At 68.9% G+C, this 23,176-nt stretch carries 25 protein-coding genes; 12 read left to right on the plus strand and 13 right to left on the minus strand.

What is annotated here, in order from left to right; all coding sequences use genetic code 11:
- Window positions 1-161: 161 nt before the first annotated feature.
- Entirely contained in the window at window positions 162-1,337 is a 1,176-nt protein-coding gene (locus tag ACZ1DY_RS15095) for a DUF1996 domain-containing protein (RefSeq protein WP_465484725.1), read from the plus strand.
- A 208-nt stretch (window positions 1,338-1,545) separates the two neighbouring features.
- Window positions 1,546-2,103 (plus strand): sugar O-acetyltransferase, encoded by a 558-nt coding sequence (locus ACZ1DY_RS15100; RefSeq protein WP_192745445.1) that lies wholly within the window; start codon window positions 1,546-1,548, stop codon window positions 2,101-2,103.
- On the opposite strand, the gene ACZ1DY_RS15105 is transcribed toward ACZ1DY_RS15100, so the two are convergent.
- Window positions 2,100-2,567, minus strand: coding sequence for an Lrp/AsnC family transcriptional regulator (locus ACZ1DY_RS15105; protein WP_034317178.1), 468 nt, complete (start codon window positions 2,565-2,567; stop codon window positions 2,100-2,102). The genes ACZ1DY_RS15100 and ACZ1DY_RS15105 overlap by 4 nt on opposite strands.
- 103 nt (window positions 2,568-2,670) lie before the next feature.
- Here ACZ1DY_RS15105 and ACZ1DY_RS15110 point away from each other — a divergent pair, with 103 nt between their 5' ends.
- Window positions 2,671-3,147, plus strand: coding sequence for a DUF2000 domain-containing protein (locus tag ACZ1DY_RS15110; protein WP_257487939.1), 477 nt, complete (start codon window positions 2,671-2,673; stop codon window positions 3,145-3,147).
- Between the two features lie 90 nt (window positions 3,148-3,237).
- Here the strand turns inward: ACZ1DY_RS15110 and ACZ1DY_RS15115 are convergent, their stop codons facing one another.
- Genes ACZ1DY_RS15115 through ACZ1DY_RS15135 form a run of 5 tightly spaced genes read right to left on the minus strand, consistent with a single transcriptional unit; the run spans window position 3,238 to window position 7,435 of the window.
- Window positions 3,238-4,029: an alpha/beta fold hydrolase gene (locus tag ACZ1DY_RS15115; protein ID WP_257487938.1), complete on the minus strand. Its 792-nt coding sequence runs from the start codon at window positions 4,027-4,029 to the stop codon at window positions 3,238-3,240.
- Between the two features lie 31 nt (window positions 4,030-4,060).
- On the minus strand, window positions 4,061-5,107 hold the full coding sequence (locus ACZ1DY_RS15120) for an NAD(P)H-dependent flavin oxidoreductase (protein WP_257487937.1): 1,047 nt from the start codon (window positions 5,105-5,107) through the stop codon (window positions 4,061-4,063).
- Window positions 5,104-5,829 (minus strand): CoA-transferase, encoded by a 726-nt coding sequence (locus tag ACZ1DY_RS15125; RefSeq protein WP_465484726.1) that lies wholly within the window; start codon window positions 5,827-5,829, stop codon window positions 5,104-5,106. Before ACZ1DY_RS15125 ends, ACZ1DY_RS15120 begins: the two co-directional genes overlap by 4 nt.
- Complete coding sequence (locus ACZ1DY_RS15130; protein WP_465484727.1) at window positions 5,826-6,686, minus strand: CoA transferase subunit A; 861 nt, start codon at window positions 6,684-6,686, stop codon at window positions 5,826-5,828. Before ACZ1DY_RS15130 ends, ACZ1DY_RS15125 begins: the two co-directional genes overlap by 4 nt.
- Window positions 6,686-7,435, minus strand: coding sequence for an enoyl-CoA hydratase family protein (locus ACZ1DY_RS15135; RefSeq protein ID WP_465484728.1), 750 nt, complete (start codon window positions 7,433-7,435; stop codon window positions 6,686-6,688). Before ACZ1DY_RS15135 ends, ACZ1DY_RS15130 begins: the two co-directional genes overlap by 1 nt.
- Before the next feature lie 91 nt (window positions 7,436-7,526).
- On the opposite strand from ACZ1DY_RS15135, the gene ACZ1DY_RS15140 reads away from it, so the two are divergent.
- Both ACZ1DY_RS15140 and ACZ1DY_RS15145 read left to right on the plus strand, forming a co-directional pair.
- Window positions 7,527-8,324, plus strand: coding sequence for an SDR family oxidoreductase (locus ACZ1DY_RS15140; protein WP_126731429.1), 798 nt, complete (start codon window positions 7,527-7,529; stop codon window positions 8,322-8,324).
- Complete coding sequence (locus ACZ1DY_RS15145; protein ID WP_465484729.1) at window positions 8,321-9,226, plus strand: SDR family oxidoreductase; 906 nt, start codon at window positions 8,321-8,323, stop codon at window positions 9,224-9,226. The genes ACZ1DY_RS15140 and ACZ1DY_RS15145 overlap by 4 nt, the downstream gene beginning before the upstream one ends.
- A gap of 37 nt (window positions 9,227-9,263) precedes the next feature.
- Here ACZ1DY_RS15145 and ACZ1DY_RS15150 read toward each other — a convergent pair whose 3' ends face one another.
- Entirely contained in the window at window positions 9,264-11,207 is a 1,944-nt protein-coding gene (locus ACZ1DY_RS15150; RefSeq protein WP_465484730.1) for a phosphorylase family protein, read from the minus strand.
- Window positions 11,204-12,091: an NUDIX hydrolase gene (locus ACZ1DY_RS15155; RefSeq protein ID WP_465484731.1), complete on the minus strand. Its 888-nt coding sequence runs from the start codon at window positions 12,089-12,091 to the stop codon at window positions 11,204-11,206. The genes ACZ1DY_RS15150 and ACZ1DY_RS15155 overlap by 4 nt, the downstream gene beginning before the upstream one ends.
- Before the next feature lie 31 nt (window positions 12,092-12,122).
- On the opposite strand from ACZ1DY_RS15155, the gene ACZ1DY_RS15160 reads away from it, so the two are divergent.
- Entirely contained in the window at window positions 12,123-12,551 is a 429-nt protein-coding gene (locus ACZ1DY_RS15160; RefSeq protein WP_465484732.1) for a hypothetical protein, read from the plus strand.
- 151 nt (window positions 12,552-12,702) lie between these two features.
- Here the strand turns inward: ACZ1DY_RS15160 and ACZ1DY_RS15165 are convergent, their stop codons facing one another.
- Entirely contained in the window at window positions 12,703-13,569 is an 867-nt protein-coding gene (locus ACZ1DY_RS15165) for a GNAT family N-acetyltransferase (protein WP_465484733.1), read from the minus strand.
- Window positions 13,570-13,632: 63 nt separating this feature from the next.
- Here ACZ1DY_RS15165 and ACZ1DY_RS15170 point away from each other — a divergent pair, with 63 nt between their 5' ends.
- On the plus strand, window positions 13,633-14,478 hold the full coding sequence (locus ACZ1DY_RS15170; RefSeq protein WP_063272996.1) for an SCO6745 family protein: 846 nt from the start codon (window positions 13,633-13,635) through the stop codon (window positions 14,476-14,478).
- Between the two features lie 40 nt (window positions 14,479-14,518).
- Window positions 14,519-15,004 carry a pyridoxamine 5'-phosphate oxidase family protein gene (locus ACZ1DY_RS15175; protein WP_072027958.1) on the plus strand — a complete coding sequence of 162 codons (486 nt, stop codon included), beginning with the start codon at window positions 14,519-14,521 and terminating at the stop codon, window positions 15,002-15,004.
- A gap of 3 nt (window positions 15,005-15,007) precedes the next feature.
- Here the strand turns inward: ACZ1DY_RS15175 and ACZ1DY_RS15180 are convergent, their stop codons facing one another.
- The gene (locus ACZ1DY_RS15180; protein WP_465484734.1) at window positions 15,008-16,171 is read right to left on the minus strand and encodes a steroid 3-ketoacyl-CoA thiolase; all 1,164 of its coding nucleotides are present in this window, start codon (window positions 16,169-16,171) and stop codon (window positions 15,008-15,010) included.
- 244 nt (window positions 16,172-16,415) lie between these two features.
- Between ACZ1DY_RS15180 and ACZ1DY_RS15185 the strand changes: the two genes are divergently transcribed.
- From ACZ1DY_RS15185 to ACZ1DY_RS15200, 4 genes are all read left to right on the plus strand, one after another.
- On the plus strand, window positions 16,416-17,642 hold the full coding sequence (locus ACZ1DY_RS15185) for a cytochrome P450 (RefSeq protein ID WP_465484735.1): 1,227 nt from the start codon (window positions 16,416-16,418) through the stop codon (window positions 17,640-17,642).
- A gap of 27 nt (window positions 17,643-17,669) precedes the next feature.
- Entirely contained in the window at window positions 17,670-18,458 is a 789-nt protein-coding gene (locus tag ACZ1DY_RS15190) for a transglutaminase-like domain-containing protein (protein WP_465484736.1), read from the plus strand.
- A 219-nt stretch (window positions 18,459-18,677) separates the two neighbouring features.
- Entirely contained in the window at window positions 18,678-19,700 is a 1,023-nt protein-coding gene (locus tag ACZ1DY_RS15195; protein WP_126731441.1) for a YhjD/YihY/BrkB family envelope integrity protein, read from the plus strand.
- A gap of 15 nt (window positions 19,701-19,715) precedes the next feature.
- On the plus strand, window positions 19,716-19,922 hold the full coding sequence (locus ACZ1DY_RS15200; RefSeq protein ID WP_465484737.1) for a hypothetical protein: 207 nt from the start codon (window positions 19,716-19,718) through the stop codon (window positions 19,920-19,922).
- A gap of 4 nt (window positions 19,923-19,926) precedes the next feature.
- Here ACZ1DY_RS15200 and ACZ1DY_RS15205 read toward each other — a convergent pair whose 3' ends face one another.
- From ACZ1DY_RS15205 to ACZ1DY_RS15215, 3 genes are read right to left on the minus strand one after another with little or no spacing between them, the layout of a single operon-like run.
- The gene (locus tag ACZ1DY_RS15205) at window positions 19,927-21,087 is read right to left on the minus strand and encodes a thiolase domain-containing protein (protein ID WP_257487925.1); all 1,161 of its coding nucleotides are present in this window, start codon (window positions 21,085-21,087) and stop codon (window positions 19,927-19,929) included.
- Entirely contained in the window at window positions 21,084-22,139 is a 1,056-nt protein-coding gene (locus ACZ1DY_RS15210) for a thiolase domain-containing protein (protein ID WP_465484738.1), read from the minus strand. Before ACZ1DY_RS15210 ends, ACZ1DY_RS15205 begins: the two co-directional genes overlap by 4 nt.
- An 8-nt stretch (window positions 22,140-22,147) precedes the next feature.
- Complete coding sequence (locus ACZ1DY_RS15215) at window positions 22,148-23,176, minus strand: Zn-ribbon domain-containing OB-fold protein (protein ID WP_465484739.1); 1,029 nt, start codon at window positions 23,174-23,176, stop codon at window positions 22,148-22,150.

A 23,176-nucleotide genomic window follows, 5' to 3' on the forward strand; every position in this document is an offset into this window, starting at 1 on the left:
GTCCCCGGCCGGAGCCGTATTCCCCAGTAGCCGGATCTGGACCGGCGGGCGAACAGAAGGGTTCGCCGCGAATTCGGTGAATTCCCGTATTCGACTAATGCGTGGCTCATGCCCGGGTGCGAGTTTTCGGCGTGCCCGGAAACGAATGAGGTGAGCAGCTAATGGCACGAAATCAAGGGCGCCATCGGATCGCCCGCAGGACCAAGATCGCGACCGCATTGCTGGGCCTGTCGATCGCGGTCGGAGCCCTGGTGGTGTCCACCACGACCGGCGACCCCGAACGCGCCGCCGCGGACGAGGTGGACAAGTCGCAGTTCGTGGACATCACCAAGGTCCGGCCGAACGTCGAGAAGCCGGAGCCGGGCCGGAACGCCTCCACCGGTTCGTTCACCGTCGACTGCGGCCGGAACGAGAACGGGCATTTCAATCCCGACAACTTCATCGCGCAGCCGGGTGTGCGCAACGGCGCCCAGCATCTGCACGACTACGTCGGAAACCTTTCCACGAACGCGGATTCGGACAACGACAGCCTGCTCGGCGCCGGCACCACCTGCCGCAACGGCGACGAGTCGACGTACTTCTGGCCGGTGGTGCGGATCGACACCGCCGAGGAAGCCGCGGAGCGACAAGGCGGGCAGAACCAGGAGCAGCGGCAGGGCGGCCGGGACCAGAACCGCGACGGTGACCGGAACCGGCAGGGGAACCAGGACGAGCAGAACCAGCGGAACGAGCAGAACCAGAACAACGACGAGCAGGATCAGGCTCAGCTGGAGGAGCCGAACGCGGACAACGAACTCGCCGGCAACGACGGGGAGATCCAGCGCCCCGCGGTCGTCGACATCACCTTCAAGGGCAACGCCCGGGAGAAGGTGAAGGAGATGCCGAAATTCCTCCGTATCCTTTACGGTGACGCGAAAGTCAGCACCAACGGGCCCGCCAACGCGCGGGAGAGCTGGACCTGCACCGGTTTCGAGAACAGGCTCATCAAGCAGTACCCGATCTGCCCCGAAGGCAGCGACGTCAAGCGGGTGCACACGTTCCCGAGCTGTCTCGACGGCGACAACATCGACAGCGAAAACCACCGCGACCACATCAAGTACCCGGACGAGAACGGTGAATGCGCGAACGGCCTGACCGCCGTCCCGGAGCTCACCATCTCGCTGACCTACGAGATCCCCCGGCAGATCCAGGTCAACGGTCAGTACAAAGTGGACTCGTTCCCCGAAGAGGACCACAACCCCTTCTCCGACCACGACGATTTCGCGAACGTGATGCCGGACCGGATCATGGACCGGCTCGTCGACTGCGTCAACGAAGGCCGTCAGTGCCGCGAATGACGCCCTAAAGCGGAAGCAGGAACCTGCGAAGAGAAAGGAAGATACTCCGGCCCGGCGGGTCCCCCCTACACCTCACCCACCCGCCGGGCCGGCCCTACCCGGAAACCGATCGACACAACTGAAGAACGCTCCGCAAGCATTCACCCCGTCCTGTCGGCGGTCTCCCCGGGAGGCTCGCCGGCAGGACGCTTTTCGGTAGGTTGGCGGCATGGGTGAGCAGAAGGACCGCATGCTGCGCGGCGAACTGTACCGGGACAACGACCCCGAACTGGTCGCGGACCGCAGGCGCGCGCAGGCACTCGTCGACCGGTTCAACGGCACGGGCGCCGAGGAGACCGGTGAGCGGGACACGATCCTGCGCGAACTGCTGGGAAAGCTCGGCGAGGGCTCGTGGATCATGCCGCGGTTCCAGTGCGACTACGGCTATCTAATCGAGATCGGCGCCAACAGTTTCCTCAACTACGACGCCATCCTGCTCGACTGCGCGCCGATCAGGATCGGCTCGGACTGCTCGATCGGCCCGCGCTGCCAGCTGCTGACCGCGCTGCATCCCATGGAGGACCACGAACTGCGGCGGCAGCGCTGGGAATCCGCCGCGCCGATCACCATCGGGGACAACGTCTGGTTCGGCGGCGGCGTCATCGTGTGCGCGGGAGTGACCATCGGGGACGACGTGGTGGTGGGCGCGGGCAGCGTCGTCACGCGTGACCTGCCGTCGAAGGTGTTCGCCGCGGGCAACCCGGCCCGCGTCATCCGCGAGCTCTAGCGGTCCACCGGTGTGATCTTGGTGCGCCTGCTGTGCTCGAACACCATGGAGGTGCGCACGTCGGCCACCTCGGGGCGTTCGGTCAGCTTGTCGATCACGAAGGCGTAGAGGCTGTCGTTGTCGGGCACCGCCACATGCAGGATGAAATCCTCGGTCCCGGTGGTCACGTAGAGCCCGACGAGGTCGGGCAGCGCGTTGACCCAGTTCCGGAAGCCTTCGATGTTGCGCCGCGAGGGCGGCCGCACCCGCACCGCGATGAGCGCCTGCACCCCGCGGCCGATCGACGGCAGGTCCACGTCCAGCAGCGCGCCGCGGATCACGCCGCGTTCCCGCAGGCCGCGGGTGCGGTCCAGCGCGGTGGTCGGCGAAACGCCCACCGCGGCGGCCACCTCGCGGTTGGTCTTCCGTGCGTCCGACTGCAATTGCGCCAGGATCGCTTTATCAAGTTCGTCCAGTCGCGCCATCTCGGCCCTCTCGCCGTATTAAGTACGAACGCGGTGGACTCTACTCGTATGTCCTCCTAGCTTGGCCTTGTTCATCCGTTGAAGTGAGCAGGAGACCAGCTGAATGTCCGAGCACGGTACGGCCATCGGATTCGCCCCCGAGGAGATCGACTTCACCGCGTCCACGCGGTCGGCCCGGTTGAAGTGGGTGATCGTGGTCAACAGCGAACTGCCGCCGGGACGCGCGGTCAACGCGGCGGTCTGCACCGCCGTCGCCACCGCGCAGGGGGTCACCGGGCTCTTGGGAGATGAAGCGGTCGACGCCGGCGGCGAGCACTACACGGGTTTGCCCTGGGCCGGCTGCTCGATCCTGTCGGCCGACGCCGGGAGGCTCCGGGACATCCGTGCCAAGGCGGCCGCGTCGCCGGGCTGTCACGTCGCCGACATGCCCGCCGTCGCCCAGCAGATCCGCGTCTACACCGACTTCCTCGCGACGATGAAGGAGATCCCGACCGAAGAGATGGACTTCTGCGCGATCGGCATCGTCGGCCCGCGCAACCGGATCGACAAGCTCGTCGGGAAGCTGCCCCTGATGCCGTGACCGTAGGCCTTCGGTCCAGGTGGTCGTGAGTGGCGATTCGGGTTCTAACCCGAATCGCCACTCACGACCAACCTGACCCAGCGGCCACGGTCAGGCTTCGAGGAGGTCCCGCAGCGCTTCGGTGAACTGGGCGGGGTTCCGCTGCGGCGCCAGATGGGCGCCGGGCACCTCCGTGAACGGCAACCCCAGTTCGAGCGCGAGGATCTTCGCGGGCTGGTAGTGGTAGTGCCCTCTGCTGCCGACGCCCGCGACGGGGACGATCTCGGTCCTGCTCCGCCGCAGTGCCCGCAGATCGGGAAGGTAGTCGAGGATTTCGGCCAGTTCGCGGCCGAACAGCCGCTTCCAGTCCTCTTCGTTCGGCAGCCGGATCGCGCGCAGTTCGGGCAGCGCGGCGCCGGCGATCCCGTCGGTGAACCGTTTGAACGCCCCCATCAGGTCGCCCGCCTGGGCGAGCCGGACCTGCGCGTTGGCCTCGTCGAGCCAGCCGAGCGCGTCGGGCAGCAGCTGGATGGCGGGCGGTTCGTGCGCGACCAGCACGGTCGCCGCGTCCGGGTAGCGGGCCACGAGGTCGAGACCGATCAGGGCGCCCGCGCTGGTGCCGAACACGCTCGCGGGGCCGCCCCCGACGTGCTGGAGCACCGCGTGGGCGTCGTCGGCCTGCTTCGGCACGCTGACCGGGCCGGTGCTGGTGTCCGTGCTGCGGAAGTGACCGCGCCGGTCGTAGGTGACGACGGTGTAGTCGTCCGCGAGCAGCTTCGTCATCGCCCGGAAGGTGTCCGCCGAGCCCAGCCCGCCCGCGATCAGGAGCAGAAGCGGCCCTTCGCCGGTACTGCGGACGTACAGCTCACCGTCCTCGACCGGACAACGACTCTCCGAGATCATGGCCGAAGTCAAGCACAGCGTGCCCGGGCCCTCACTCCGAGGCCAGCCGCCGCAGGATGCCGGTGGCGTCGGCGACGATCGTCTCGATCAGGTCGCCGACCGCGGGCAGGTCGCCGAGCAGGCCGACGACCTGCCCGGACGCCAGCACCCCGGCGCTCCGGTCGCCTTCGACGAGCCCGGCGCGCAACAGCATCGGCGTGTTGGCGGCCATCAGGACCTGGGACCACGTCCGGTCGCCGCCGCGTTTCATCCGCAGTCCTTCGGTCGCCAGCGAACGCCACGACAGCCCGGTGAGTTTGCGGAACTTCGCGGCGTTGCGGGCGGCACGGGCGAACCCGCTCACCGGACCGGCGGATTCGAGCGCGTCGACCAATTCCGTCCGGAGGACGCGATGCGGCATCCCGTCCACCTTCCGGGTGACGACGGTGCCGTTGAGGTCACGGGCGAGATAGGCCTGCTTGATCTCGTCGGGGACGGTGCTTTCCCTCGTCAGGAGGAACCGGGTGCCCATGGCGACGCCGGCCGCCCCGTAGGCGAGCGCGGCCGCCAGGCCCCGGCCGTCGAAGAAGCCGCCCGCGGCGACCACCGGGATGTCGACCGCGTCCAGCACCGAAGGCAGCAGCAGGGTCGTCGCGACCCCGCCGGTGTGCCCGCCGCCCTCGCCGCCCTGCACGATGACGGCGTCGGCACCCCAGCCCGCGACCTTCTCCGCGTGCCTGGCCGCGCCGACCGAAGGCACGACGAGGACGCCGTTGTCCTTGAGCCGCGCGATCATGTCCTTCTTCGGTGCGAGCGCGAAGGACGCGACGCGGACTTCTTCGGTGATGAGCAGCTCGACCCGGCGCGCGGCGTCGTCGGCGTCCGCGCGGAGGTTGACCCCGAACGGCCGGGACGTGCGGCTCTTGACCTCCTTGATCGCCGCCGCCAGCTCGTCGTACGACATCGTGGCGGACGCGAGGATGCCGAGACCGCCCGCCTCGGCCGTCGCGGACACCAGCCGCGGGCCGGCGACCCAGCCCATCCCGGTCTGCACGATCGGATGCCGGATCCCGGCCAGTTCGGTCAGCGCGGTCTTCACGACGGGACTTCCTTGTCACGCAAGGACTTCGGATCGAGGCTGGTGCGGATCAGGAGCAGTTCGGTCTCGGTCGGCAGCCGGGATTCGGTGACCCCGTCGGTGATCAGCGGGAACGACGTCGCGTCGACGACCTCGTCCACGGAAACCCCAGGATGCACGGAAAGCAGCCTCGGCGCGTGGTCTTCGCCGCCGAAGTCCAGGACGCCGAGGTTGGTGACGACGCGATGGACGTCGTGATACCGCAGCCCCGCCTCGCGTGCCCTGGCGTAGCCGACGCCGGACACGACGTCGACCCGATCGACGAAGACCCGCTTGCCGTGCCTGGGAACCCAGTAGCTCGTGCGGTGGTTGGCCGTGTTGCCCGGCCCGCCCCGCACGCCGAGAAGTTGTTTCCTCGGCCGGGAATGTTCGCCGATCGCCGAGATGTTCTGGTTGCCCTCGCCGTCGATCTGGTTGGCGCCCATCACCACATGCCGTTTTCCGCGTGGCACCACGGTGTCGAGCACCTTGCGGAACGGTTGCCAGCCTTCGACGACGGCGTCCGGGGTCATCAGGTACGCCTCGCCGTCGGACAGCAGGATGTCCGGCTCGAACGTCAGCCTGGCGAGCCTGGCGCCCAGCGAGGGGATGAAACCCATGGGGCTCACCACGATCTCGCCGTCACCGCGGAACAATTCGGCGCAGGCCACGACGGCCACTTCGGCACGGCTGATGTCACTCACGCGGACTCCCCGAATTCGGCGACGGCCTTCTGGTAGTGCGCCTCGTCGCCGGACAGGAACCTGTCGACGAATTTCGGCCACGCGTCGAGATCCTTGGCCGATTCGGCGTAGTGGCGCTGGAAACGCTCATCGCGGCCGTAGTCCGGGACGGCGGTGGTGAAATGCGCGCCGTTCGGCGTCTCGGCCACCCCGGTGACGAGCATCCGGTTCAGCAACAGGCTCTGCACTGGCCCCGCTTCGGTGAGCTCGGCCGTCTCGACGATCTTTTCCGTTGACACGTAACACTTGTCGGCGGCGAGGGCGAACAGTTCGTCGAAGTACGGGTCCGGCCCGAGATACTGCGCGTTGCCCCGGGCGTCGGCGCGGTTGAGGTGGACGAAGGCCGCGTCGAGCTTCAGCGCGGGCACGGCCAGCAGCTCTTCGGCGTCGTCGTACGGTGAGCGGACGGTGCGCAGCGACGGGTTCAGGTCCATCACGCCGGAGCCGAGGCCTGCCCGCGTCGGCAGGAAGGGAAGCCGTTGCGCGGCAGCGGAAAGCCCGGTGCCGAACACGCCTTCGTCGTACTCCGTGACGGTGATCGACCCGGCTTCCCGCACCCGGGAGAACCACGGGTCGTAGGGGATCGAGTCCAGGGTGACGAAACCGAAGACGAGATGCTTGATCTTGCCCGCCGACGCCAGCAGCCCGACGTCCGGGCCGCCGTAGGAGACCACGGTGAGATCCTTGACCGGAGAACGCAGGATCGCGCGCACCAGCGCCATGGGCTTGCGCCGCGAGCCCCAGCCGCCGATCCCGATCGTCATGCCGTCCTTCAGTTCGGCGGCGATCTCATCCGGCGTCATCCGCTTGTCGGCCATCACTTCCCCTTACCGTCCAAGAACTCCTGGCGCGCGCCGTCGGAGACGCCCGCCAGGTTGAGTTCGAAGGTGAATCCCTGCTCGAAGCGGTAGCTGCGGTGCACGGGCTGGACGTCGATGCCGTTGATGGCCTGTTTCGCGGCGCGGATCACGCGAGTGTCCTTCGCCGCGATCTGCCGCGCGAGGCCGAGCGCGGTCTCGTCGAGTTCCTCCCGCGGGACGACGGCGTAGACCGAACCGTGGTGGTGCAGCTGATCCGCGGTGATCGTCGAAGCCGTGTAGTACAGGGCCCGCATCAGATGCTGGGGGACCAGCCGCGCGAGATGGGTCGCCGCGCCCAGGGCGCCGCGATCGACCTCCGGGAGCCCGAAGGTGGCGTCCTCGCCGGCGACCACCACGTCCGCGTTGCCGACCAGGCCGACCCCGCCGCCGAGACAGAAACCCTGCACCGCGGCGATCACCGGGACGGCGCAGTCGTACACGGCGGAGAACGCCGCCGCACAGCCCTCGTTCGCGCCGATCAGCGCGCCGTACCCCGGGTCGCGCTGGATCTCCTTGATGTCGACCCCGGCGTTGAACCCGCGGCCCTCCGCGCGCAGCACCACCACGTGGGTCGCCGGATCGCGTCCGGCGTCGGTGACGGCGGAGGCGAGGGCGAACCATCCCTTCACGCTCAGCGCGTTCACCGGGGGCGCGTCGACCGTGACCACGGCGATGCCGGGCTCCGGTGAGTGGGTGGAAACGGTCATCGGGCACCCTTCTCCGCTACCAAACCTAGCACTTGCTTGGTACGTTAGCAGGACGCCCGGCCCGGGTACAGCGACGTGAAGGAGGCCCGGCATGGCACTCGAACTCCGGCTCGACGGCGCCGTGGTGCTGGTGACCGGTGGGGTCCGCGGCGTCGGCGCCGGTATCACCAGGACTTTCCTGCGTGCCGGAGCCGAAGTCGTCACCTGCGCGCGCACCGAACCCGAGCGGCCCGTGTGTGCCGGGGACGGCGCGTCGACGTTCATCTCCTGCGACGTCCGCGACCCGAAAGAGGTCGACGCGCTCGTCGAAGAGGTCGTCCGGCGGCACGGCAGGCTCGACGTCGTGGTCAACAACGCGGGCGGCGCGCCGTACGCCGAGGCGGCGAACGCGTCGCCGCGGTTCCACGAGAAGATCGTCGCGCTGAACCTGCTCGCGCCGCTGGCCGTCGCGCGTGCGGCGAACGCCGTCATGCAGGAGCAGGAAAGCGGCGGCGTCATCGTGAACATCAGCAGTGTCAGCGCGACGAGACCGTCGCCGGGCACGGCGTCCTACGGCGCGGCGAAAGCGGGCCTGGACAACCTGACCGCTTCGCTCGCCGTCGAGTGGGCGCCGAAGGTGCGGGTCAACGGGCTCGACGTCGGCATGGTGCGGACGGAGCACTCGCATCTGCATTACGGCGACGAAGCGGGTATCGAGGCGGTGAGCGCGACTGTCCCGTTAGGACGGTTGGCCGATCCGGACGAGATCGGTGCCTGCGCGGTGTTCCTGGCTTCCCCGCTGGCTTCCTACGTCAGCGGCGCCTGCCTGACCGTACATGGCGGGGGAGAGGTGCCTGCCTTCCTCGCCGCTTCCAATTCCCTGGTGAAAGAACGAAAGGAGCCGGTGTGAGCGGGATCGCCGACGGCCGGATCGTGGTGGTGACCGGAGCCGGTCGTGGCATCGGCAGGGCGCACGCGCTCGCGTTCGCCGCCGAGGGCGCGCGGGTGGTGGTGAACGACCTCGGCGCCGGGATCGACGGAAGCGGAGGATCGGCCGGGCCCGCCCAGGACGTCGTCGACGAGATCGAGGCGCTCGGCGGCAAGGCGGTGGCGAACACCGACGACATCGCCTCGTGGGACGGCGCCGCGGCCCTGGTACGGACGGCCGTCGAGACGTTCGGTGGCTTGGACGTCCTGGTCAACAACGCGGGTTTCCTGCGCGACCGGATGCTGGTCAACCTCGGCGAGGACGAATGGGACGCGGTCGTCCGCGTCCACCTGAAGGGGCATTTCGCGCCGACGCGGCACGCCGCCGAATACTGGCGAGCCGAGGCGAAGGCCGGCCGGACGCGGACCGCGCGGGTGATCAACACCAGTTCGGGCGCGGGTCTGCTCGGCAGCGTCGGGCAGGGGAACTACGCGGCCGCGAAGTCCGGGATCCTGGGGCTCACGCTGGTCGCCGCCACCGAATTCGCGCGGTACGGCGTCACCGTGAACGCGATCGCCCCGGCCGCCCGCACCCGGATGACCGAAGTGGCCTTCGCCGACGACATGGCCGCGCCGGAGGACGGTTTCGACGCCATGGCACCGGAAAACGTGTCGCCGCTGGTGGTGTGGCTCGGCAGCGAGGAGTCGTCCGGGGTGACCGGACGGGTGTTCGAGGTCGACGGCGGGCGCGTCTCGATCGCGCAGGGCTGGCGGCACGGCACGGTGCGGGACAAGGGTTCCCGGTGGTCGCCCGCCGAACTCGGGCCGGTGGTGGCGGAGTTACTGGCGGAGGCTCCCGCGCCTGAACCCGTTTATGGGGCTTAGCAGCGCTCGATCGGTGGTCCGGATCCGCGTCGTGGAACTAGACGAACGGCGTCGTCGTGGCGGATTCGAGGGCTGCGTGGACACGTTGCCAGAACGCCAGGAAGTCCGCCTCGGCCTCCTGGTTGTCTGATTGCATGGCGGCGAGGCGGCGGAAGGTTCCGATCTGCTCCTGCGTGACAAGCAACGAAAACTCCCACTCGCCTTCGCCGTACGTCGGGAGAGCCTGTTCGCGCCGCTTCGCCAGCTCCCGCGAGATCATCCGCAGATTCAGGAGAGCTTCGGCGTTCGAAGCGCTGTCGTCCGCCATGTGCCCGATGAGGGCATCCACCAGCGAGACGAGCGAATCGTAGTCTTGCACCGAGAGCACGAAGTTGTAGTGGAACAGCTCGGTACAGATCCGGTTCTCCGCGCGCTGCCGCCACCAGACCGGCGCCAGCTCTTCGGGCCGGGGGCCGGAACCCTGTCGCAGATCGGCCGCGAATTTCCGAAGGTTCCCTTCGCCGATACTCCGGCAGTATTCGAGCGCGACAGCCGGCAAATGGATCCGCGTGGGCATGAGCAGGGTGAAATGGCCGAGGATCGCCACGCTTTCATCTTCGGTCAGGGTCCCCCACTCTCCGTAGGCCCCACCGCACTCCCGATCCAGGTCGCCCAGGCAGAACGCGAACATTCGGTACTTGGAGCCTCCCCATTCCCGTTCGACCCAGCGTTCGTACTCGGTGTCGGTGGCCATGGGCTTCCTTTCGTCCGGGTGGGGGAGCCGCGGTGTGGAATCGAACTGGGCGCGGCCCTGTAACGGGCCGAGCCCCATCGCCAGTCTGCGTTGCAAGCCCTCCAGGCGGGATCGCGCGCCACCGTGACCGCCGTCGGCGGATTTCTCGTACCACTTGAGCGCTTCGGCGGGCTTTCCCAACCGTTCCTCGTAGAGCCGTCCGAGGTAGAGCGCCCCGAACACGCTGCCGAGTTCCGCGGATTTGGCGTACCAGTACATCGCGGTTTCCACATCGGCGGCGGACGGCTCACCTGACTCTTGCCCGCGCCGCGATGCCCGTAGTCGGCCTTCGGCGATCAAGCCCACCCGGGCCATCGCGTCGGCGTGCCCGGCGGCCGCCGCTTCGCGGTAGAGCCGTTCGATTTCGACCAGGTCCTCGACGGTCGTCTCCCACTGCATTTCCAGTTCGCGGGCGGTCTCATAGGCATGAGTGCCGTCGAGAACGGCATCGGGCACCGCTTCGTGTGCGAGCAGTTCGAAGGCGAACGCGGCTGCGTGCCGGGATGCCAGGGGCTGCCACTGTTCGTCGGCGGCCTCGCTCTTGCCGGAGAGCAGATCGGAGATGCCGCGCACGACCAGGGCCTGGACGCCCTCATTGAGGTAGGCGCCGTGCAGGAAACCGTGGCCTTCCATTTCGACCGCGGCCGCGTCCCCACAGTGCTGGTCCAGAAATCGGGCGGTGGCTGAGCCCGTGTCGCCGACGACCTTGCCGCCCGCCGCGATCGGCTTGACCACCGCTTTCGGTGCGGTCGCCGGAGCGGCGGGGAGGATACGGTTTTGCCAGGCCGCGTCGCGGGCGAGCTGCTGGGCGCGGCGGAGCAGCCGCGTGGTCGGGGCCGAGGTTTTGATGCGGGGTAGGAAATCGGTGGCTGTCTCCTTGCCGGACTCGTAGTCGTAGATGTGGTCGGCGATCACGACGTCGCCGAGCGACACGTCCTTACGGCCGCCGGCCACCCCGACGAACAGCACCACTTGGGGGTGGAAGACGGAGATGGCACGTTCGAGCTCTATTCCCGCGTGGGTGGCGCCGGCACCGGTTTGGGTGAGCGCCACCCGGCAGGGGCCGCGGCCGGTGGGGAAGACGCCGATCTGATAGAGGGTGCCGCGTTCCTCGCGTTCAGTGAACGGCCCGCGTAGATGGTCGCGAACGGCGAGGTACTCCACGCCCAGTGCGGCGCAGACCACCACCGAGACCTCTCCGGCACTCATGCCGTGTGCTCGCGCAGAATCGCCGGGTGCAGGCGAGTCACCGGTCCGGCCCGGTACAGGGATGCGGGCCTGCCTCCGGTCTCGGACGACTTTCCGCCAGTGGCGATCACGAAACCAGGTACGCCAGTCACCTTCCGGTGGAAGTTCGCCGGATCCAGCCGAGTGCTCCAGACGATTTCGTAGACGTCGCGTAGCTGGCCGATGGTGAACTCCGGTGGGCAGAACGCGGTCGCGACGGTGGTACTGGTAAGCGCTTCTCGGGCGTGTTCGACCGCGTCAGTCAGCAAACGGTGGTGGTCGAACGCCAGTTTCGCCTCTGTGTCCAGCAATTCGCGGACGGGGAGCCAATGAGCGGCGTGGGCGTCCCCGCCTGCCACAGGCATGGGCAGGTCCGGCATCAGTGCGACGTAACAGACCGATACGACGCGCCCCCGCGGATCCCGGCCAGGCGCGCCATAGCTGTGGAGCTGTCGGATGCGCAGTCGGCCGGCGTCCAAGCCGGTCTCCTCGGCCAGTTCCCGATACGCGGCCTGATCGAGGTCTTCGCCGTCTTCGAGGAACCCGCCCGGTAACGCGAACCGGCCGCGGTAGGGCGCGGTGGCGCGTTCGATGACCAGGACATGCAGGGACCGCTCGCGGATGGTCAGTACGGCCAGGTCTACCGCGACCGCGGCGGGAAGGGCTTCCAGCTTGCTCACGAACTCCACCCTATCTTCTGGTCGCATTGACCAAAAGAGGTTGCGAACGGTATCGTCCGAATAGTCGCTAATAGTCAATCTGACCATAAGACCCTCGACACTCGGAGGAGGGCAGATGAAGGTCATCTGTTCTATGCGCACCTTGATCTTGATCGCGGTGTGGGCGGCCGGAGTCGGCGTGGTCATCGGAGCGATACTCGTCTGAGGAGGCCAGGGAATGGGAGAGCGATGGGGCTGGTCGGAGTTCGTCGCCATAGGCCCGTACCGAGGGGACATCACCACCTATCCGGACTCGTTCGAATCGAAGGCCCGCGCGCAGGAGCATCTCCTGCTGTATCTGGAAAACGTCGGGAATCCGACATGCGAGGTCGCCGCGCCCTTGGTACGACAGGCGGCGCCGACCGGCAATGGCCTGTTGGTGACGGCACCGCCGACGCACGCCTGGTTCGTGTACCGGGTGCCGGACGGCGTAGCCACCGGGCAGGCGGCTGGTTTCTACCTGGCGGATCACGAGAAGGAGCTGTGGCGACGACTGCTTAACACACGCCGGAACGCCGCTTCGAATGATTCGGGCTGCGCGGTGGTGGCGTTGAGTGTCGTGGGTGCTGCGGTGGCGGCCTGGGCGCACGGAAAATGGGGGGTGTGACGGCTATACCCCCAAGGGGGCCCGGTCTGGCTCGCCGTCACCTGGCCCCTTGTCGGCAAAAGGGAATCGGTGCCCGTCCGCCTCAGCCACGGTGAATGCGGCCGATGAAGTACTTTCAGAGCCGAAGTGTGTCTCAGCCAAGCCCTTCAGCTCAGGTGTCCCGCGTCAGGTCCCGGACCTCGGGCAGCCGCTGGAACCCACCCGATTCGTAGGTCGCGACGGCGGCGACGTTGGAACTCGGCGTGTTCACGCCCGCGCTCGACGAGCCGAGCTCCCGGAGCGCGGCAGCCGCGGCGAAGGTGATCGCGCGCCCGTGACCGTGCCCGCGATGGTCCCGGTGCACGCCCATCGGCTCCAGCACACCGGGTTTCCCCGGACCGGCCGACCACACCGCGACCGCCGCGACGGCGTCGTCCTTCTCGTCGTATCCCACCAGGAACCGGGCGTCGGCGTACGGTGCGCCGGTCGCCAGCGTGCGCCACTTCTCGGGCGTGAACGTCGAGCCGTCGAAGGCCCCGCGCATCACGTCGGCCCATACGTGGCAGTCGTCCGGCCCGATCGTCTCGATCCGCAGGTCCGGGGCCTTCACCGGTTCGGTGAGATCGCGGCGCAACGGGGTCCACGGTTCGCCGGTGTGCCAGCCGTGGCCGGGCAGCAGATCCTGGAGCAGCGCGTCCATCGGCGCTTCGATGGACACCTCTCCGGGCGGGAGCACGCCGCGATCCGACGCGTGCACGTCTTCGGCCAGCCGCCGTGCCAGGTCTTCGTCCCGGCGGACGTCCGGCGCGGTCGTGAGCCGCAGGAGGTCGGCTCCGTCCAGGAGACCGACGGCGAGGATCCGGCCGTCCCTGCGCCAGATCCGGACCGCTTCGGCCACCGCGGGCGCGCCGTTACGCCAGTACCAGCCGAGGTCACCGGGATGCACTTGCCAAGCCACGCCTTCGGATTGCCATTCCCGCAGCGCGTTGACGGCCTCGCCCAGCCCGTCGGTCCCCGGCTTCTCCAAGCTGATCACCATGTCGCGATCACACACGATGCCGCGAGGAGCCGCATCCGGTTTTCGGCGGGGCAAGATGGAGGAGTGAAGTCACTTCAGCGCCGTCTCTGGGAAGCGGTCGAGCCGCTGCACGCCGTCGTCTACTTCGCCCCGGAGACCGCGGCCGCGGCGAAGGCGGCGGGCCTGCCTGGCTGGTGGATGGGCTATTTCGCCGGCAGGGTCGCGCCGCTCGGGCCGCTGCCGGAACCACCCGCGACCGCGATGCTCTTCGGGTTCGCCCCGAGGATGGTCGCGCGCTCCCTGCCCGACGCGTGGAAATTTGCCGAACCGGCGGTCGTGCTCCGGAGCCGGATGGCCGCCGTCGAGGAGGCCCTGAACCGGATCCTTCCCGCCGACGCGCCCCTCGGGGACCTCGCCGATCTGCTCGAACACGCCGTCACCGGCTGCGACTACGCGGCCAGGCCTCTCGCCGCCGCCTGGTCATCGGTCGCCAGGCCCTCGACGCCGGCGGGCCGGGTCTGGCTCGCGGCGACGGTGCTGCGCGAGCATCGCGGGGACGGTCACGTGCTTTCCGCCGTCGCCGCCGGACTGCGCGGACTCGACACGACACTGACCCATATCGGCAGCGGGGCGGTGACGCGCGAGGTCATCCAGATCAACCGCGGCTGGTCCGACGACGAGTGGGACGCGAGTGTCGCGCGGCTGTCCGAACGAGGGATCCTCGACGCCGATCTCCGGCTCACCGGCCCGGGAATCGAGCTGCGCCAACGGGTCGAGGACGAAACGGACCGCCTCGCTCTCGGCCCGCTCGACGCCTTGGGCGAGGACGGGGCGGCCGAGGTCCTGCGGATCGCCGTCCCGCTGAGCCGCCGGATCTTCGACGCCGGCGCGATCCCGTTGCCGAACCCGATGGGGGCGCCGCGGCCCTGACGGCTCGAAACTGTCGGACCCCGGTGGGACGCTAATGCACATGGCGACGTGGCAGCAGTTCAGTGAAGAGGCACCCGCGCTGGCGGAGAAGATCAAGGAACGGTTCACCGCGGCGAAGTCGCATGTGCTGGCGACGGTCCGGCGGGACGGTTCGCCCAGGGTCAGTGGCAGTGAGGTCGATTTCCGTGAGCAAGACCTGCTGATCGGTTCGATGATCGGCGCGATGAAGGCGAAGGATCTGCAGCACGACGGCAGGTTCGCGATCCACGCCGCCTCGGCGATCGACGAGGGCGGCGCGGACGCGAAGGTGTCGGGAAAGGCCGTCGAGATCACCGATCCGGCGGAGGTAGCCCGCCTGCAGGGCGACGACGGGGAGGCTCACGTCTTCCGGCTCGACCTCACCGAGGCGGTGCTGACCTGGGTCGAGGGCAACACCATCTATTTCGACTTCTGGAAGGAGGGTCAAGGGCTCAAAAGGCTCGCGAGGCCGGACAACGGTCCGGTGGTCGAGGTCGCCGTGGGCTAGACGCTAGATCCGTTCGATGATCGTGCCGGTGGAAAGCGCGCCACCGGCGCACATCGTCACCAGCGCGGTGCTCGCGTCGCGGCGTTCCAGTTCGTGCAACGCCGTGGTCAGCAGGCGGGCGCCGGTGCTGCCGACGGGATGCCCGAGCGCGATCGCGCCACCGTTCACGTTGACCTTGTCCTCGTCGGGCCGGTGCACCCGCAGCCAGGACAACACGACCGATGCGAACGCCTCGTTGACTTCGAAGAGGTCGAGATCGCCGATCGACATCCCGGCCTTGGCCAGGACACGTTCGGTCGCCTGCACGGGCCCGTCGAGGTGGTAGTACGGCTCCGCGCCGACCAACGCCTGCGAGACGATCCGCGCCCGCGGCCTGAGGCCCAGTGCCTTGGCCCGGTCCGAGTCCATCAGCAGGAGCGCGGCCGCGCCGTCGGAGATCTGAGACGAGGTCCCGGCCGTGTGCACGCCGCCTTCGAGGACGGGCTTGAGCTTGGCGAGGCCTTCGACGGTCGTCTCGCGGAGTCCTTGGTCACGGGACACCAGCCGGGTCTCGCCGGTCGGTGCGCCGTCCTCGCCGAGCACGGGGGCCTTCACCGCGACGACCTCGCGGTCGAAGTGCCCCGCGGCCCAGGCGGCGGCGGCCTTGGCCTGGGACTCGGTGCCGAACCGGTCGACGTCCTGCCGGGTGATCCCGCGGCGTTCCGCGATCCGCTCGGCTGCGCCGTACTGGTTGGGCATGTCGATCGACCACGACTCCGGCCGGGGCGTGCCGATGCCCTCGCCGCGGTTCGCGCCCAGCGGGACCCGGCTCATCGCCTCGACCCCGCAGGAGACACCGGCGTCGATCGCGCCGGCCGCGATGAGCCCGGCGATCAGGTGCGTCGCCTGCTGCGCCGAGCCGCACTGGGCGTCGATGGTGGTCGCGCCCGTGGTCTCGGGGAGCCCGGCGTGCAGCCACGCGGTGCGCGTGACGTTGCCCGCCTGCTCGCCGGCCTGGGTCACGGCGCCGCCGATCGCCTGCTCGACCAGCGCGGGATCCAGTCCCGCGCGTTCGAGCAGGGCGCGCTGTGCCGCGCCGAGGATCTCGACGGCGTGGAGCCCCGCCAGGTGCCCCCTGCGCTTGCCGATGGGGGTGCGGACCGCCTCGACGATCACCGGACTACCCACGTTCGCCTCCCGGGAAACACTGTTCACTACCGAGAAAAGTAGAACACGTTCTTGATTTGGGCAAGTCGCCGCAGGGTCGACTCGATTTTGATCACTGGTCGCGGTTCCCGCTCGTTGCCTGGGTCGCATGATCCACGGAGGCCGAGTTAACGGGTTTCACTGAAAACTCTTCACTTGGTAAACGCCGTATGCTTCAATCGGGTCTAGAACGTGTTTCATTGGCGAACCGCGTAGGAGGTAGCCCGTGGCCGCTCCCCTGATCCCCGCCGGTTTCGATTTCACCGATCCGGATCTTTACGCCACCAGACTGCCTCTGGAGGAGTTCGCCGAACTCCGCCGCACGGCACCGGTCTGGTGGAACCCCCAGCCCCACAACACCGCGGGCTTCCGCGATGACGGCTACTGGGTGGTCAGCCGGCTCGATGACGTCAAGGCGGTGTCGAGGGACAGCGAGCTGTTCTCCTCCCGGGAGAAGACCGCGATCATCCGGTTCGACGAGAACATGACCGACGACAGCCTCGAAGCCAACCGGCTGGTCCTGCTCAACATGGACGCCCCGCAGCACACGAAGCTGCGGCGGATCGTGTCGAAGGGCTTCACGCCGAGGTCGATCGCGAAGCTCGAGGACACCCTGCGCGACCGCGCGGAACGGATCGTCAGCGAGGCGAAGAAGAAGGGCTCCGGGGATTTCGTCGTCGACGTCGCCTGCGAACTTCCCTTGCAGGCCATCGCCGAACTGATCGGCATCCCGCAGGAAGACCGGCTCAAGGTCTTCGACTGGTCCAACCAGATGGTCGCCTACGACGACCCCGAGTACGAGGTCGAACCGCTGGCCGCGTCCGCGGAGATCGTCGGCTACGCCTGGAACATGGCCGAAGAACGCCGCAAGTGCCCGATGGACGACATCGTCACGAAGCTGGTGCAGGCCGACGTCGACGGCGAGTCGCTGGCGTCGGACGAGTTCGGCTTCTTCGTCATCCTGCTCGCCGTCGCGGGCAACGAGACCACGCGCAACGCGATCACCCACGGGATGAAGGCGTTCCTCGATCACCCCGACCAATGGGAGCTCTACAAGAAGGAGCGGCCGAAGACCGCCCCGGACGAGATCGTCCGCTGGGCCACCCCGGTGGTCGCCTTCCAGCGCACCGCGACCCGGGACACCGAGCTCGGCGGCCAGCACATCCGCAAGGGCGACCGGGTCGGGATGTTCTACAGTTCCGCGAACTTCGACCCGGACCATTTCGACGAGCCGGAGAGGTTCGACATCCTCCGCGAGGACAACCCCCACGTCGGCTTCGGCGGCACGGGTTCGCACTACTGCATCGGCGCCAACCTCGCGCGGCTGGAGATCGACCTGATCTTCAACGCCATCGCCGACGTCATGCCGGACATCGCGGAAGTCTCCCCGCCGGACCGGCTCCGGTCGAGCTGGCTCAACGGGATCAAGCACTACCAGGTCCGTTACGCCTGAGCCGGTGCCGTGGGGCACCATGGGGCCATGGGTCCCCACGTTCAGGTCGACGTCGAAATGTCCTTCCGGGTCACGAAACCCGGCCCCGCCGCGTTCGTGATCGCGCTCGCCGGCGGGGCCGCCCAGGAGGAGTTCGCCTATCCCGCGCCGCCGCGCCAGGTGGCGTTCGAACACGGGACCCGGGCCCAGGTCGTCGACCTGCCCTCCGGGGAACACGTCGTGCGATACCGGGCCGAACGCGCCCTCGGCCCGGCCGACGCCGAGCCGCTCGGCCAAGACGATCTGATCCGCTACACCAGGCCCAGCCGGTACTGCCCCTCGGACCGGATGGGCGGGCTCGCGCTGTCCCGCTTCGGCGGCTTGCCCGGCGCGCGGGCCCAGGTGGAGGCGATCGTCCGGCACGTGGGCGGGCACCTGTCCTATGTGGTCGGTTCCGGTTCGCCGACCGACGACGCCGTCGACACCTACCTCGCCGGCGAAGGGGTGTGCCGCGACTACGCGCACGTCTGCATCTCGCTGTGCCGCGTGCTCGACATCCCCGCCCGGTTCGCCGCGGTCTACGCGCCCGGACTGTCCCCAATGGACTTCCACGCCGTGTTCGAGGCCGCGATCGACGGCCGCTGGTACGTGTTCGACGCCACCGGCCTCGCGCCGAGGCAGAGCCTGTGCCGGATCGCGACCGGGCGGGACGCCGCCGACACCGCGTTCCTCTCCACCCTCGGCTGTGAGCTGGACTTTCTCGGCAACACCGTGCTGGCGACCGCGGGCCCGTCACTGCCGGAGGACGACGGCTCGGAGCTGATCGCGCTCGCTTGATCGCGTGTTGACCACGAGCTGTGACCTCGCTGAGTGTCTGTCGGTGAACCCGCATCCGCGATCGACGTCGGCAGGGCACGGCCGGGGTCATGTCACGATGGGTGAACGGGTCCCTGCCACCGCGATAGCGGGCCTTCGGCCGGGGCGGGTTCACGCGTTTGGCCGCTTTGAGGGTGAGTCTCCAGCTCCGCCAACAGGCTCTGAGGTAGACATTGGCGTGTGAGGGAGAAGCAAGCACCGACGAAATGGCAGCGGCTGCGTGCCCGCTACCGCTGGCTGGACCACGTGGCGCGGGCCGTGAACCGCTACGTCGAGTACGGCGGTTACCACTACGTCGCGTCGATCACCTATTTCAGCCTGTTCTCGCTGGTGCCCATCCTCATGGTCGCGGTCTCGGTGGCGGGCTTCGTGCTGGCCAGCCAGCCGCAGCTGATCGAATCGATGCTGGGCGCGCTCACCGGCACGTTGCCGGGTGCGCTCGGTGACAAGGCGGGGGAGCTGCTCACCGGGTTCGTCGAGCAGCGCACCAGCGTCGGGATCATCGGTCTGATCATCGGCTTGTACTCCGGCTGGAACTGGATGAACTCCCTCCGCGACGCGCTCACCGCACTGTGGGGCCAGAACCGGTCGGATCTCCCGCTCCTGCGCACGATCGCCGCGGACCTGCTCGCGCTGCTCGGCCTCGCGAGCGCGCTCCTGGTGTCCTTCGCCATCACCATTTCCGGGTCCGCCCTCGGCCGGTACTTGCTGGGGCTGGCGGGGGTCGACGACACCGCCTGGGGGCACAACGTGCTGTCGGCGATCTCGATTCCCTTGGCGTTGCTGGCCAACTGGCTCGTCTTCCTCTGGGTGCTCACCCGGCTGCCACGGAAACCGGTCGGGGTCCGCAGCGCGATGCGCGGCGCGGTCGCGCTGGCGCTGGGCTTCGAACTCCTGAAGCTGGCCGGTGGGATCTACCTGCGCCTGATCGGGAACTCGCCGACCGGGGTCGCGTTCGGCTCCATCATCGGCCTGATCTTCTTCATCTCGCTGGTGGCCCGGATGCTGGTGTTCGTGACAGCCTGGACGGCGACCGCTCGCGACGCCCCGCCGGACCCCGTGCGGCCGCCACCGCCCGTCGTGGTCCGGCCCGTCGTGGCGGCACCGGACCGGCACGGGCTCAAGCCGGTGCTGGTGGGCGCGGTGACCGGCGTGGTCGCCACCCTGGCCGCGCAACGCCTCCGGCCGCGCCGCCGCCCCTGACCGAAGGAGAGCCCGATGTTCGGTGAACGAGCACCGTCGTTCGCCTTGTCCGAGCTCGTGGGTTCGCGGGTGGACGAGGCGCGCGCCAAATGTGAGGCCGACGGCTTCAAGGTCGAGGTCGTCGACAGGGAAGGAAACGGAGCCGTGACACTGGACCTCCGGCCGAACAGGATCCGCCTGTATGCCAGGCGCGGGAAGGTCGAGGAAGCCAGAGTCGGCTGAAGGATCAGCTCGGTTTGGCCGCTCCCACCACCCACATCGAAAAGAACTGCGAACCGCCGCCGTACGCGTGCCCGAGCGCGATCCGCGCGCCGTCGACCTGGTAGTCCCCGGCCCGGCCCATCACCTGTTTGGCGGCTTCGGAGAACCGGAGCATCCCGGACGCCCCGATCGGGTTCGACGACAGCACGCCACCCGACGGGTTGACCGGCAGACGCCCGCCGAGCGCGGTCTCGCCGGCTTCGGTGAGCTTCCAGCCCTGCCCTTCGTCGGTGAACCCCAGGTTCTCCAGCCACATCGGCTCGAACCACGAGAACGGCACGTAGATCTCGGCGGCGTCCACTTCGGACAGTGGGTCGGTGATGCCCGCGTCCCGCCACAACGCCGCGGCGGCGTCCCGTCCGGCCTGCGGGTTCACCTGGTCGCGTCCGGCGAACGTGGTCGGCTCGGTGCGCATCGCGGTCGCGTGGATCCAAGCCGCGCCACCGGGAACCGCGTCGCCTGCCGCTTCGTCACCGATCACCATCGCGCAGGCACCGTCCGATGACGGGCACGTCTCGTCGTAGCGGATCGGGTCCCACAGCATCTGCGACGCCTGCACCGACTCCACCGTGATGTCGGACTGCCGCAGATGCGCGTACGGATTCAGCGCGCCGTTGCGGCGGTCCTTGGCCGCGACGATCGCGCCGACGTGGCCGGGCGCGCCGGATCGCCGGATGTACGAGCGCACGTGCGGCGCGAAATAGCCGCCCGCCCCGGCGCCCACCGGCATCTGGAACGGCGGCAGGATCGACAGGCCCCACATGGCGTTCGACTCGGACTGCTTCTCGAAGGCCACGGTCAGCACCCGCTTGTGCACGCCGGCCTGCACGAGCGACGCCGCCACGAGCGCGGTCGAGCCGCCGACCGAGCCGGCGGTGTGCACGCGCAGCAACGGTTTCCCGGTCGCGCCGAGCGCGTCGGCGAGGAACAGTTCGGGCATCATCACGCCCTCGAACAGATCCGGCGCCTTGCCGAGGACGACGGCGTCGATGTCGTCCCAGCCGGTCTGGGCGTCGAGCATCGCGCGGTCGATGGCCTCCCGGAGGAGGCCGGGCATGGACACGTCGGTGCGTTTGGCCTTGTGGTGGGTCTGGCCCGTTCCCAGTACGGCCGCGAGGTGCTTCACGAGAGGACCTCCAAGGTGGCGACCAGGTTCTGCTGGAGGACGGGACCGCTGGTCGCGTGGGCGAGGGTCTTGCGCGCGCTGCCGTCGAGAATGCGGTTCGCGGCCTCGCCGATCCGCGCCAGCCCCGCGGAAAACATCGGATTGCCGGTCAGGACGCCGCCGGAGGGGTTGATCCGCACCTGGTCGCCGAGGCCCAGCGCGTCGCGCAGGATCAGTTCCTGATGCGTGAACGGCGCGTGCAGTTCCGCGATCTCGACGCCGTCGAGGTCGAGCGCCCGCCCGGCGGCCGCCGTCGAAGGCGACTTGGTGAGGTCCCGGACGCCGAGCGCGGGGGAGTCGACGCGGTGCTCGATCCCGGTGATCACCGCCGGGCTGTCGACGAGGTCCGCCGCCCGCTCGGCCGACGCGAGCACGAGCACGGCGGCGCCGTCGGTGATGGGGGCGATGTCGTGGGCCCGCAAGGGATCCGCGAAGTAAGGGGCGTCGAGGAGTTCGGCGACCTCGACCGTGCCGGAGAGCTGCGCGGCCGGATTCCCGGCGGCGTCCGCGCGGCTGCGCGCGGCGACCTCGGCGAGATCTTTTTCCGACCACAGCCCGGATTCGAGCCCGAGCCGCGCCTGGATCCCGGCGACGCTCACCGAATCCGGCCAGAGCGGCGCGACGACGTACGGGTCCATTTGCAAGGCCAGCACCCGCCGCAGCTGCCCGGCGGAAGACTTGCCGAACCCGTAGACCAGCGCGGTCTCGACCTCGCCCATCCGGATCTTCAGCCACGCCTCGTACAACGCCCACGCGGCGTCCATCTCGACATGCGACTCGTGGATCGGCGGGAAGGCGCCGATGGCGTCGACGGCCGCGATGAACGAGAACGCGCGGCCGGCGAGGTAGTCCGAGGAGCCGGAGCACCAGAACCCGATGTCCTCTTTGGACAGACCGGTGCGCTCGAAGACCTCGGCGAAGATCGGCACCAGCATTTCCACGCCGTTGGTGGTGCCCGGGGTACTGCGGACGTTGGGGGCCTGCGCGAAGCCCACGACTGCTACATCTGGCACGGCGGTCCTCACAGATGGTGGGCGAAGGATTCGTACGGTGCGTCGGGCTCGCCGGTCGGCTCGAAATGGCCGATGTTCTCCAGCGAAGTCCACCATTCGTCCCGTGGCTTCCACGCGGCCCGGACCCGCATGCCCATCCGGACGTCGGCGGCGTCGCAGCCGAGGACCAGGTGCAGGAACGCGATGTCCGCGCCGTCGAGCAGGATGTACGCGGCCACGTACGGCGGTTTGATCTTCTGGCCGAGGAACGGCACGTTCACGATGCAGAACGTCGTGACGATGCCGGTGTCGGGCAGTTCGACCTCGTCGGTGGTCGGGACGCCGTCGGTCGGACAGGCGCCGCGCGGCGGGATGTAGACCTTTTCGCAGGACGGGCAGCGCTGGCCGATCAGCTTTCCCTCGGCGAGCCCGCGCAGGTACCGGCTCTCCTCCGGCGACGCGGAATGCTGATAGCGCAGGTGGATCGGCGTGATCACGACGCTGACCGGCGCACCCTCCTCCCGTTTCGCGACCGGGGGAGGCGCCTCGGTGGTTTCGGTGTCGGGCCCGTCGGCGGGAACGAAGTAGGCGATGTCGCGGATGTGCCCGACGGTCTCGTCCGCCCAGCGGATCCGGACCCGTTGTCCGGTGTGGACATTCGAGGGGGAACCGGCGTCGACGGCGTGCAGCATCGGGGTGTCGGCGCCGTCGAGCCGGATCAGCGCCCACGCGAACGGCCGCGACAACGGCTGGCCGTCGACGGGTTCGGCGATCCAGGACCAGGAGACGACCTCGCCCTCGGACGCCACCGGTACGAAGTCGGACAGCGCTTCGGCGGTCACGGGATCGTATTCCAGCGGTGGCACGTGGACGCGGCCGTCGCTGCCCCGGACGCCTTCGACTCGGCGCTCGCGCAGGGCGTCGACGAACCGGCCGAGTACCGGGCCGACCGAACGCGTGTAGTCGAAGCCCACGTTGAGCGGGGCCGACAGCGGGAGTTCAGGTGCGCTCACATCCTGAGTGAAACACGTTCTCGATTTTCCGGCAAGACTGCCCAT

It is taken from the genome of Amycolatopsis sp. PSD-21, from assembly GCF_055561455.1.

Coding starts and splice junctions, on each gene's coding strand:
- ACZ1DY_RS15095 (WP_465484725.1), top strand. CDS start 162: ATGGCACGAAATCAAGGGCGCCATCGGATCGCCCGCAGGACCAAGATC.
- ACZ1DY_RS15100 (WP_192745445.1), top strand. CDS start 1,546: ATGGGTGAGCAGAAGGACCGCATGCTGCGCGGCGAACTGTACCGGGAC.
- ACZ1DY_RS15105 (WP_034317178.1), bottom strand. CDS start 2,567: ATGGCGCGACTGGACGAACTTGATAAAGCGATCCTGGCGCAATTGCAG.
- ACZ1DY_RS15110 (WP_257487939.1), top strand. CDS start 2,671: ATGTCCGAGCACGGTACGGCCATCGGATTCGCCCCCGAGGAGATCGAC.
- ACZ1DY_RS15115 (WP_257487938.1), bottom strand. CDS start 4,029: ATGATCTCGGAGAGTCGTTGTCCGGTCGAGGACGGTGAGCTGTACGTC.
- ACZ1DY_RS15130 (WP_465484727.1), bottom strand. CDS start 6,686: ATGGCCGACAAGCGGATGACGCCGGATGAGATCGCCGCCGAACTGAAG.
- ACZ1DY_RS15135 (WP_465484728.1), bottom strand. CDS start 7,435: ATGACCGTTTCCACCCACTCACCGGAGCCCGGCATCGCCGTGGTCACG.
- ACZ1DY_RS15140 (WP_126731429.1), top strand. CDS start 7,527: ATGGCACTCGAACTCCGGCTCGACGGCGCCGTGGTGCTGGTGACCGGT.
- ACZ1DY_RS15150 (WP_465484730.1), bottom strand. CDS start 11,207: ATGAGTGCCGGAGAGGTCTCGGTGGTGGTCTGCGCCGCACTGGGCGTG.
- ACZ1DY_RS15155 (WP_465484731.1), bottom strand. CDS start 12,091: ATGACCACGCCGACTCCGGCCGCCCACACCGCGATCAAGATCAAGGTG.
- ACZ1DY_RS15160 (WP_465484732.1), top strand. CDS start 12,123: ATGGGAGAGCGATGGGGCTGGTCGGAGTTCGTCGCCATAGGCCCGTAC.
- ACZ1DY_RS15165 (WP_465484733.1), bottom strand. CDS start 13,569: ATGGTGATCAGCTTGGAGAAGCCGGGGACCGACGGGCTGGGCGAGGCC.
- ACZ1DY_RS15175 (WP_072027958.1), top strand. CDS start 14,519: ATGGCGACGTGGCAGCAGTTCAGTGAAGAGGCACCCGCGCTGGCGGAG.
- ACZ1DY_RS15190 (WP_465484736.1), top strand. CDS start 17,670: ATGGGTCCCCACGTTCAGGTCGACGTCGAAATGTCCTTCCGGGTCACG.
- ACZ1DY_RS15200 (WP_465484737.1), top strand. CDS start 19,716: ATGTTCGGTGAACGAGCACCGTCGTTCGCCTTGTCCGAGCTCGTGGGT.
- ACZ1DY_RS15215 (WP_465484739.1), bottom strand. CDS start 23,176: ATGGGCAGTCTTGCCGGAAAATCGAGAACGTGTTTCACTCAGGATGTG.